General features: G+C 37.4%; 10 protein-coding genes. 1 reads left to right on the top strand and 9 read right to left on the bottom strand.

Annotated features, from left to right (window positions below; genetic code table 11):
- Positions 1–51: 51 nt before the first annotated feature.
- From AC5JMK_RS07760 to AC5JMK_RS07730, 7 genes are all read right to left on the bottom strand, one after another.
- The gene (locus AC5JMK_RS07760) at positions 52–345 is read right to left on the bottom strand and encodes a type II toxin-antitoxin system RelE/ParE family toxin (RefSeq protein WP_096675419.1); all 294 of its coding nucleotides are present in this window, start codon (positions 343–345) and stop codon (positions 52–54) included.
- A complete protein-coding gene (locus tag AC5JMK_RS07755; RefSeq protein ID WP_096675418.1) occupies positions 342–569 on the bottom strand; it encodes an addiction module protein in 228 nt (75 codons plus the stop codon). The genes AC5JMK_RS07760 and AC5JMK_RS07755 overlap by 4 nt, the downstream gene beginning before the upstream one ends.
- Positions 570–654: 85 nt before the next feature.
- A complete protein-coding gene (locus AC5JMK_RS07750; RefSeq protein WP_495909794.1) occupies positions 655–1,194 on the bottom strand; it encodes a protein-tyrosine phosphatase family protein in 540 nt (179 codons plus the stop codon).
- A gap of 79 nt (positions 1,195–1,273) precedes the next feature.
- Positions 1,274–2,011, bottom strand: a complete 738-nt coding sequence (locus AC5JMK_RS07745; protein WP_495909793.1) for a class I SAM-dependent methyltransferase — start codon at positions 2,009–2,011, stop codon at positions 1,274–1,276.
- Positions 2,012–2,107: 96 nt separating this feature from the next.
- Positions 2,108–4,234 carry a hydantoinase/oxoprolinase family protein gene (locus AC5JMK_RS07740; protein WP_495909795.1) on the bottom strand — a complete coding sequence of 709 codons (2,127 nt, stop codon included), beginning with the start codon at positions 4,232–4,234 and terminating at the stop codon, positions 2,108–2,110.
- Between the two features lie 71 nt (positions 4,235–4,305).
- Positions 4,306–4,887: an alpha/beta hydrolase gene (locus AC5JMK_RS07735; RefSeq protein WP_495909792.1), complete on the bottom strand. Its 582-nt coding sequence runs from the start codon at positions 4,885–4,887 to the stop codon at positions 4,306–4,308.
- Between the two features lie 29 nt (positions 4,888–4,916).
- Entirely contained in the window at positions 4,917–5,945 is a 1,029-nt protein-coding gene (locus tag AC5JMK_RS07730; protein WP_096675414.1) for an AI-2E family transporter, read from the bottom strand.
- Positions 5,946–6,335: 390 nt separating this feature from the next.
- Here AC5JMK_RS07730 and AC5JMK_RS07725 point away from each other — a divergent pair, with 390 nt between their 5' ends.
- Positions 6,336–7,634 carry a cation:proton antiporter gene (locus tag AC5JMK_RS07725; RefSeq protein WP_495909791.1) on the top strand — a complete coding sequence of 433 codons (1,299 nt, stop codon included), beginning with the start codon at positions 6,336–6,338 and terminating at the stop codon, positions 7,632–7,634.
- Between the two features lie 17 nt (positions 7,635–7,651).
- On the opposite strand, the gene AC5JMK_RS07720 is transcribed toward AC5JMK_RS07725, so the two are convergent.
- Both AC5JMK_RS07720 and AC5JMK_RS07715 read right to left on the bottom strand, forming a co-directional pair.
- Positions 7,652–8,677 carry an ABC transporter permease gene (locus AC5JMK_RS07720; RefSeq protein WP_096675412.1) on the bottom strand — a complete coding sequence of 342 codons (1,026 nt, stop codon included), beginning with the start codon at positions 8,675–8,677 and terminating at the stop codon, positions 7,652–7,654.
- Between the two features lie 70 nt (positions 8,678–8,747).
- On the bottom strand, positions 8,748–10,376 hold the full coding sequence (locus tag AC5JMK_RS07715; protein ID WP_096675411.1) for an ABC transporter substrate-binding protein: 1,629 nt from the start codon (positions 10,374–10,376) through the stop codon (positions 8,748–8,750).
- Positions 10,377–10,567 lie beyond the last annotated feature (191 nt).

The following is a 10,567-nucleotide window of genomic DNA, read 5'->3' as shown; positions in this document are numbered from 1 at the left end:
TGTCTGAGAAGCCCACACTGTAATGTACTCATTCAGTGTGGGAGTATGTCACTATTTATCTAACCATTGTTTTGGATCGCGTTTTGCATGGAAGCAAGCAAGTACAAAAACAGTATCTTGGTCAAAAACGTAGAGAATTATGTATGGGAATCGACGGATTAATGCTCTTCTTACCTGTTTGTGAATGACTTGGTAAGCAAGAGGGTTTCGTCCAATCCCTGATAGACAAGCATCGACTGCACGGACAAATTCAGAACCCAAGCCTGGATTTTGAGATTCGTACCACTTAAAAGCATCCTGAATATCGTATTCTGCTTCTGGCCGGATAATCAGGTTATAGTTCATCGGGAGGAGCCTAACCGTTTTTTAACCTCTTCCCAACTAGAACCATTTGTAGGGTTTTTCTTGTAACTTTCTAACCGTCGATCTAACTCTTGTTGTTGCGCTTCACTCAAGTTAAGTTCCTCTTGCTGTTCTACGATACTGTCCCATAAATCTTCAGCAAGTTGGATACGTTCCGCAACGCTGAGTTGAGAAATGTCAACTTTCAAGAGGGGATGGGAACTCATGAGTATAGAGTTAGAGTTTAGTTTTTAACTATTTTACAACATTGCGGCTTCAGGCAGTACATTTTGTTCCACTCAACCTAAAAGTCTAACCTTCTCCAGCACAACGACAATCATCTAAAAGTGCGTTTAGTTCCGCAACTATTTTCCAAGGATTTCGACCTTTGAAGATACCAGCAATTGCTGCTTCATAGGGATTTTTACCTGTTTGTTTAACTGCTGCGATCGCTTGTTGATTTGAGAATCCGCGTCCACTAACTAGCCAAGCAGCTAATACGTGTCCTGTGCGTCCAATCCCACCAGAACAATGAACTACTACTTTCTCATTTCGCTGGTTTGCAACTGCTAAGAAGGGTAAAATTTGCTGAATTAGAGTTTGGCGATCAGCGTATTGAAAATCTGCGATCGGTGTCCAACAAACTTGATCAAGTCCAAATTTTTGTCGGTAGATTCCAAGCAAATCTGAGTAACGAGTTAGCTGAGTCTGAGGAAGTAAACAACAAACGCGTTTAATGTCTTGACTCTGCATAAACTCAATCCACTGGTTGACTTGCTCACTACTGTATCCAGGTCTTGCAGAACCAAATACAATTGTTTCAGTTTCACAAGCCGCAGCAAAGTTGTACATAATTTGTTGACGCTGAATGTTCGATATTTAAGCACTAAAGTGCTTACTACAAACCTATCAAAACTTTTGCCATGAACCACTAGGATAGAGCTTCCTTCTGAGCAAGAATAATGAGAAACCAAGGTTTGGTTGAGAGTTTTTCATAGTCTTGAGGATAGAGTAGTTTACACTCTTCTGTAGGGCGTGGTTCAACAATTTGTTTGCTCACAAATCCTGCATTGTTTAGTGCGGAAGTCATTGCACTTAATGGACGGCGATAAAAGCGTACGCGAACAGGTGTGTTACCAAAACTGTACCAAAAGTCTTCTATGAGGTCTGTGGCAAAATAATCAGCTTTTTCAAAAAATTGGAAGTCTATGAAAGGATGATGGGTCGAAAATAATAGTAATCCTTTGGGTAATAGTATGCGGTTAAATTCTTTTAAAACACTTTCCCAATCTTTTAAATAATGCAGAGTTAATGAGCTTAAGACTATATCAAATGAATGATCATCTAAAAAATCAAGGGGTTTATTTAAGTCGGCTTGGTGAACTTGACCCCGATTTTGTAGCCTTTGCCTAGTCAACTGTACCATCTTATGACTGATGTCAACCGCTACAACATCAGCACTATGATTAATCAACCATTCGGAATATATTCCACCTGCACAACCAGCATCCAATACTCGCTTAAATTTAACATTTGATAAAAGAGAGAACATGGCTGGTCTTTCATAGTTAGCATTGTGAGAATTGAACTCTGTAATCTTTACGTAAGTTTCTGCAAAAGCTTCGTAGTCATCAAAAGGTATGTATTCCTGCTGATTATCTAAACTCATATTTAATTTCGTCTCTTAGCTGAAATTGAAGCTAATACTTTGTTTAATCTAAATAGTTTTACACTATGTATTAAAAAGCAATTATTGATTACTAAATTAACCCTCATCAATACGTTGCAAAACTAAATGATTGCGTTCAGTTAAGCGTGCTTGCCATTCAGGCTCAACTACGATTGTGCTAATTTTCTCAACAATAATTGCTGGTCCATTAATATGATCTTCTGGTTGTAAATCTTCTCGTCGATAAACTGGAGTATCATGCCATTGGTCAGCAGTAAACATTTGTACTGTCTCGATAGATAGGGGAAGTTGATTGGTAGGACGGGTACGAGTGATTAATGGTTCTTCAGGAGTATCCATTTTCTGAATAACTTCAACTGAAGCAGATTCGACAATCAAGCTTTTTTCGATTTGAATGAAACCATAGCGAGATTTATGTTCAACCTCAAATTCTTGCCGCATCACTGCTACATCTGAGACAAAATTAATAGTCAAAATAGAGTTAGTCCCTTCATATTTCAAGTTAAGTTTTCGGACTACTTCCTCTTTGTTGCTTGCTTCAATTCCATCTGCTCTATCAGTAGAAAGGGGTAATTCTTGTCTAGCTTGGGTTTCTAATATTTGCATTAATTGTTGTAATTGCGGGACTAATTCTTGGGTAAGAGGCTGTTCTACTCCGCTTTCTCTAATTGCCCTAACATCAGCTAATCCCATACCATAAGCTGAAAGTACTCCCGCGTAAGGATGCAAAAATATCTTTTTCATTCCCAAAGTATCAGCGATTAAACAAGCAACTTGACCACCTGCACCACCAAAACAACAAAGCACGTATCGAGTGACATCATAACCTCGTTGTAAACTGATTTTTTTAATTGCGTTTGCCATATTTTCAACGGCGATCGCAATAAATCCGGCGGCTACTTGTTCAGGAGTACGAGTGTCACTTGTGGCATTTTTAATATCTTGAGCTAATTCGGTAAATTTCTGAATGACAATATCTTGATCTAAAGGCAAATTACCATCCACCCCAAACACAGAGGGAAAATATTGGGGGTGAATCTTGCCTAACATGACATTTGCATCAGTGACAGCTAATGGGCCGCCACGACGGTAACAAGCAGGGCCAGGATTCGATCCCGCCGATTCTGGCCCAACACGATAAGTAGAACCATCAAAAAACAAAATTGAACCACCGCCAGCAGCAATAGTATTAATTGCTAATACGGGAACTCGCATCCGGGCGCCAGCAATTTCTGATTCTAGTTGACGTTCATATTCTCCTTTAAAGTGGGCAACATCTGTACTTGTCCCGCCCATATCAAAGGTTATAATTAAATCAAAGCCTGCTCTTTGACTAGTTTGAACTGCGCCAACAATACCCCCAGCTGGGCCACTTAAAATACTATCTTTGCCTTGAAATTGTTGTGCATCGGTTAAGCCACCATCCGATTTCATAAACATTAATCTTACACCAGGTAACTGACTAGCTACTTGGTTGACATAGCGTCGCAAAATCGGAGTTAAATATGCATCTACGACTGTTGTATCTCCGCGACTAACTAATTTCATTAAAGGACTAACTTGGTGGGATATTGATATCTGCGTTAAACCAATTTCTTGGGCAATTTGGGCAACTTGTTGTTCATGATCAGGATAGCGATCGCCATGCATAAATACAATGGCACAACTACGAATGCCTTTCTTGTAAGCTGTTTCTAAGTCTTTTTTTACCTGTTCAATACTGACCGGAGCTAATTCATTGCCATTAGCATCATAGCGTTCGTCTACCTCAATTACCCGTTCATAAAGCATTGTGGGTAAGATGATATGTCGAGCGAAGATATGAGGGCGATTTTGGTAGCCAATTCGTAATGCATCTTTAAATCCTTTGGTAATCACAAGCACAACGCGATCGCCATGTCTTTCTAACAGAGCATTTGTGGCTACTGTTGTTCCCATTTTTACCACTTCAATAGCTTCTGGTGGTATGGGTTGATGACGAGAAAGTCCGATGATATCCCGAATACCTTGAATAACTGCATCTTGATATTGTTCGGGATTTTCTGAGAGTAATTTGTAAACTATAATATATTGATGATTGGGAAGAGGAACAATTAGAAAACGTTCCTGATGTTGTGAAAGTCTATTTATAATTGCTTGATTATCAGCAACAGCAACAATATCTGTAAATGTACCACCGCGATCGGCAAAGACTTTTAGCATTTTTGTCATTTGTCTTTTTCAAAAATTGAGATGCTCCCGATTTATCTGACTTTAGCTATTAGCCAAAAAATTTATTTATTGGCGGTATGAAAAGCTGGTGTAAGATCTGAGATTGGCTGCGATTGTTTAGAGCCTGTAATATAACTGAGTTCATCCAACAATTCTAAAAAATCTTTGACACTGATTTGAATATCTGTGGGAAAGTGACGTATGAAAGTTAATCCAGTTAATCCTTCTGGGTCTGCTGCTGCTACTAATAAGGCTGAACGAATGGCATAAAAACCATTTTTACCTGTTCGTGTCTTGATAATAACACCATATTGGCGTATGTATTCTTCTCCGATTGGAGAGTAGGTCAGTTTGGAAACTGCTACAGGATTAGTATTAAATTTATACTGCAATAAATTGCGAAGGGTTTGTAATTTGTCTGGTTTGAGTCGTTGAGCAAAAAACTCAAATTCTTTGGTAATTCGACCTTCTTTTGCAAAAACTTCTAAAGATTTAACTGATAGACGTAAATTCGTAGACCCGACAGGTAAATAAATATTCTCTGCACTGATAGCAGGTTTGATTTGAAATCCTGTGAGGAAAGTAATACAAGTAACAAAAATAAATGTGTAAATTAAGTAAAAAGTTAATTTAAAAGGATTCATTATAACTTTTCAAGATATTCGTGTATTAATTATTGCGATCGCTCTGGTAAAGCTTGCTGTGCTTTTTCTTCTGATCTTAACCAAGCAGCAATCATCCCAGCAATGGGAATCGATAGAAATATGCCCAATAAACCAGCTACTCGCTCACCAATAAATAGAGCTAAAAACAGTAATACTGGACTAATTTCCAAAGTATTGCCCATAACTTTGGGACTAATAAAATTATCTTGAATTTGCTGAAGAATTATGCAAGCAATTACAACTTTAACTGCAACTGTCCAGCCTTGAGACGCCAAAACTAATAGAGTAATCGTGAGTACTCCTAGTGTTGCACCAATACCAGGAATGGCATCTAAAATGCCAATAATGAGTGCTAAAAATAACGCATAGTTGACTCCCAAGACTAAAAAGACAAGAAAACTCGCAATTGATAGGAATAATATTAACAATAACTGTCCCAGCAAAAACCCCAAGAAACTGCGTTGAAAAGTCGTAGCAAAGCGATCGCGTGACTGGGCAGGAATCAGCTGTAAACTATAAAACCAAACTTTTTCACCATCGATTAGCATATAAAGACTGATAACGGCGAGAAAAATCAATGTAAAAACGCTAGAGAATATATTTTGAGCAATTCCTAATCCAGATATTAAACCAGTTTGCAGGGTTTGTAAAAGTCTTCCCAAATTCAGATTTCCGATAAATTCTTTCAGTGGTAGTAGGTCTTGTGTCTTCACCGCTTGAGTGATGCGATCAACTAAACTCTGTCCTTGATTTAACACCTCTAATCCCAAAGCAGTTACCAAAGCTATTAAAATAGCAACAGCGCCCAAGAAGGTGATAGTAATTGCTAGTCCGCGAGGAATATAACCAGACAACCACTGAACAGGATAATTTAGCAATGCAGCAATAATGGCAGCTATGGTGAAAATGGCAATAACGTTATAAAAGTAACTAATTAATATCACGAGCGCCCAACCACAGGCAAACAGCAACAATAAGCGCAGTAGAGTGGAGTTGTTTAAGTTTTGCAAAAAGCTTGGTTTTGAAGATTGACTCATAATTTCAGGTCAAGCGTCATTGGTCATTAGTCATTTGTCATTGGTTGTTTACAAAGGACTAATTTATTTTGTTCTTGATGAACAGAATGATCTGCTTTTATGGCGATATCTTAATAAATAATTACATCTCCCAGCTGATAATTATTGATGTCATATGCTTGGCTAAATTTATATGCCAAGCTATTACTTTGTATACATATAAATATAAACAATAAATAAATAAAAAATAAAAACTATGATCTAACGACAGCTTGTTGGGGAATAGCGATCGCTCTAAGTATATAACGAGTATTACTAGAGATAATTGAAAATCTATCCTGAGATGATTTGATATAGAAGCGATCGCAAGTAAGCTTGCAAAGCGAGTGATTATTGCATTTGATAGCTTTTATGGTAGATATTCATATTATTAACCTGCTTATTATTGGTCTACTACTGCTATTTGTAACTCTAGGCTCAGGTTGGATTGCACGTTTACCTCTATCTTTTGCCCTAATTTATCTGGTGGTTGGTATTTTTCTTGGTCCTTACGGATTTGGACTGATTCAATTACGTCGTGAGAACATTTTTAATGCTGAATTGTTAGAACGTCTAGCTGAATTTGTAGTAATTATTTCTGTTTTTGGTTGTGGTTTAAAAATTGTTCGTCCAATAAGTTGGAAATCTTGGAATCTGACGACACGTTTGATTACATTGTTAATGCCAATTTCCATATTTGGGCTAGCAATTGTAGGCAAATTGTTTTTAGGAATGAATTGGGGAGAAGCTATTTTATTAGGAGCAATTCTTGCACCTACTGATCCAGTTTTAGCTTCCGAAGTTCAGCTAAATGATACACGTGATCAAGATGAATTACGTTTTGGCTTAACTTCCGAAGGTGGATTAAATGATGCTTTAGCTTTTCCTTTCGTTTACTTTGGATTATACGCTTTAAAAGATCACAATTGGAATAATTGGTTTAAATTTTGGATTAGTGTTGATGTCATCTGGGCTATTACTGCTGGTATTATTATGGGGTTTATTGTTGCCAAAGCAGTAGTATGGATTGATAAAAAAGTACAAAAACATCACCGTCCTGATGAATTAATGGAAGATTTTATTGCTATTAGTACTATTTTATTAACTTATTCATTCACAGAAATAGTTAATGGTTATGGTTTTTTAGCAGTATTTATAGCGGGATTAGTTCTCCAGCGAAGTTACAATAATCAAGACAAAACTTTAGCACAATTGGAATTTATAGAAAGGTTGGAAAAGCTACTAGAAGTAGGAACAATTTTATTACTAGGTTCGATTTTATTATTTCAGCCAATACTCAATTATGCTACTCAGTCTTTATTAGTGATAGTATTCTTATTCTTTATAATTCGACCTTTAGGAGTGTGGCTCAGTACAATCGGTCATCGTTCACCGTCTATGCGTCGTCACTTCTTACATCCCGGAAGTCGTTGGTTAATTGGTTGGTTTGGAATCCGTGGTGTTGGTTCTTTATATTATCTTGCTTACGCCTTTGGTAAAGGTTTAGAAGGTCAAGTTGCTGAGAAAATTTCCTGGATTACTTACACTACTATTGTAGTTTCTGTTATCGTTCATGGCATTAGTGCTACTCCTTTAATGAATCTATATGAACGTCATATTCAAGAACGCAACGAAGATCATCCACCTTCAACAATTGATGAATTTGATTAGTTCTTATTTCATAAAATTCAATATCTAATTCTAGGATCTATATAAGCATTTAAAATATCAATCAAAATGCTTGCACCCACAACAATAGCCCCAAAAAATACCATAATTCCTTGGACTGTCGGATAGTCCCGTTCTGAAATTCCTTGATATAATCTATTTGCTAATCCTGGCCAAGAAAATGTTACTTCAGTCAAAATTGCTCCACCTAATAGAGAAGCAAAAGTTAATCCTAAGACTGTAATGACTGGGATCAAAGCATTTTTAAAAGCATGAGAAAGTAAAATTGTATTCTCAGGAACACCTCTGGCTCTAGCAGCTTCTACATAATCTGCTTGCATAGTTTGCTTTAAATTGACACGTACAATACGTTCAAAAATACCACTGAGCAAAATTCCTAAAGTACAACAAGGAAGAATGAGATATTGCACAGCAGTAAATAATTGCGTAAAGTTACCTTTTAAAAGACTATCAATGCTATATAAACCTGTAATAGTATCTGGTGCTGGAAGAGTTGCAGGATAACGTGTTCCTAAAGGTAATATATCTAATTGGACAGCAAAAATTAATTGTAAGATCATTCCTGCCCAAAATATGGGCAGTGCATAGGTAATAATTCCAAATAATCTTCCTCCTACATCCAAAGATGTACCAGGACGAGAAGCAGAAATCACACCAACTGCAATACCAACAATCAGAGCGATCGCAATACTATATATTGCTAATTCTGCTGTCGCTGGGAAATATTGCCAAATAATATCCCAGACTTGTTGTCCGCGACTGGAAATAGATTTACCCATATCAAAGCGCAGTAAGTCGCCGATATACTTCAAGTACTGTAACCACAAAGGTAAATTTAAACCTAGCTGTTTTCGCATTTCTTCCTTGACACTTTCTGGCGCACGCGCACCCAAAATTGCATCAACAGGATCTCCAGGTGTTGCTCTGAGTAAAAGAAATACAATTGTGATAATTGTCAACAACTGAAGCGGAGCTAACAATAAACGAGTAGTTATGTAATATGTTAAAGCTTTAGAACGGGACATGATTTAGTCAAGAATCAAGGGTCAAGAATCAAGGGTCAAGAATCAAGGGTCAAGAGTCATTGACTCTTGACTATTTTTTGATATTTTTGTATATCAAAATTTGAGTAGGGTCTAGTTGGACACCACTCATACCAGTTTGAGCAAAGACATAATCTTTACTTTGCCATAAAGGAACGTAAGGTATGTCTCGCGCCAATATATTTTGAATTTCTGCAAAAATTTGCTTACGTACTTCGGGGTTTTGTTCTTGTCGTTGTTTGTCAATCAGTTGATTCATCTGTGGATTATAGTAAAAAGAACCCTGAGATTGACTTCCCCCGTCTTCACATCCCTTTTCTAGTGAACCTTTGTCACAAGATAAAAATGGCTGAATATAATTATCTGCGTCCAAAAAATCAGGATACCAATCTAGTAAAAATGTTGGATATAAGCCTTGAGAAATGTTTTTAAAAGCAGTGGTAGCCTCTACAGTATGTATTTCAAATTGCAGTAGATCATCCATTGTTTTTTTCGCAAGAGCTTTGATGACTATTGCTGCTAAACTCCGAGTAGGAGAACCAGAAGGATACCAAAGTTCGACTTTGGCTGGATTATCTTTAGAAAAGCCTGCTTTGGTGAGCAATTCTTTAGCTTTTTGGATATTTCCATCACCATATTGCTCTTGGAAAACAGGTTGATAATCATTGAATGCTTTTGGGATCAAACTATAAAGTGCTTCTGCTTGGTCGTACAATACTCGTTCATATATTAATGGACGATTAACCATGGCAGCGATCGCACTTCTAACTGCTGGGTTGTCTACTGGCTTTTGATTACGGTTAACAGCTAGATAACTGACTACATTACCTTCATTAGGAATCGCTTGCCAAACGCCTTTTTTTGCACTTGCTTCCAAGCTACGAACTTGATCTGGGTCCATACTTAAGCCAGCTACATCCACAGCTTTTTTACGAAAGGCGTTATATAAATTCACTCCACTGCTAAAAATTTGGACATTAATACCTTGATTTAAGGGTTTTTCTCCCCAATATTTGTCAAATACATCAAACTGCAATGAATCAGGGCCAAATTTTGTTAATTTGTAAGGCCCAGTCCCAACAAAAATATTTGGGGTAAATTTTCCTTCGCCAATTTCGTAAGCTTTTGGCGATAGCGGACAAACACCAGCAAACGCCAGCAATGACGGGAAGGCTGCAAATGGCTTTTTCAGCTTGATTGTTAATTCATATTCGCTTGTAGCTTTGGCTGACTCTACGACATCTCCCAGCAAGAAAGCAGGTTTACCCTTATTTTCAATAAAACGGCGTATAGTAAAAGCCATTGCTTCGGCATTAAAGGGAGTTCCATCGTGAAATACTACTCCTTGACGTAGAGGGATAGTATAAGTCAAACCATCTGGACTCACTTTTGGGAAGGCGGTAGCTAGCTGTGGTTTAATTTCTGTGTTTCCTGGTTCATAGGTGTAGAGGCGATCGCTTATGTTATATACCAACGATAGTGATGCTAATTCATAGGCATCAGATGGATCGAGAGTACGCGGTTTTAGTGTTGTACCAACAGTAATGCGACCATTACCAGATACTAATGTGTTTGTTTGGGAAGTAGTACCACAACCTACGACTAACAACAAACACAGACAAACTGTCAGCACTCGTGTTATCTGCACCCATCGTCCAGGAGACAAAATAGACCAGTTCATGGCATGGAATTTTGGAATGAGTGGTTTGTTATTTTACTACATAATGTTAAAAACAGTTTTATCAATAATCGATACTTTGATTTTGATATTAAGTAGAACGGCGTAAATAATTAAAGGTTCGTAGTAAGGACTTTAGTTCAATACCTTCGCCAAAATAAAGAGGGCTTTCCGTAGTAGAGTTATTGTTTACC

The sequence above is a fragment of the Pelatocladus sp. genome (assembly GCF_059505505.1).
Note: the sequence above shows the minus strand (reverse complement) of the source record. Positions and strands in the feature narration are given on the sequence as shown.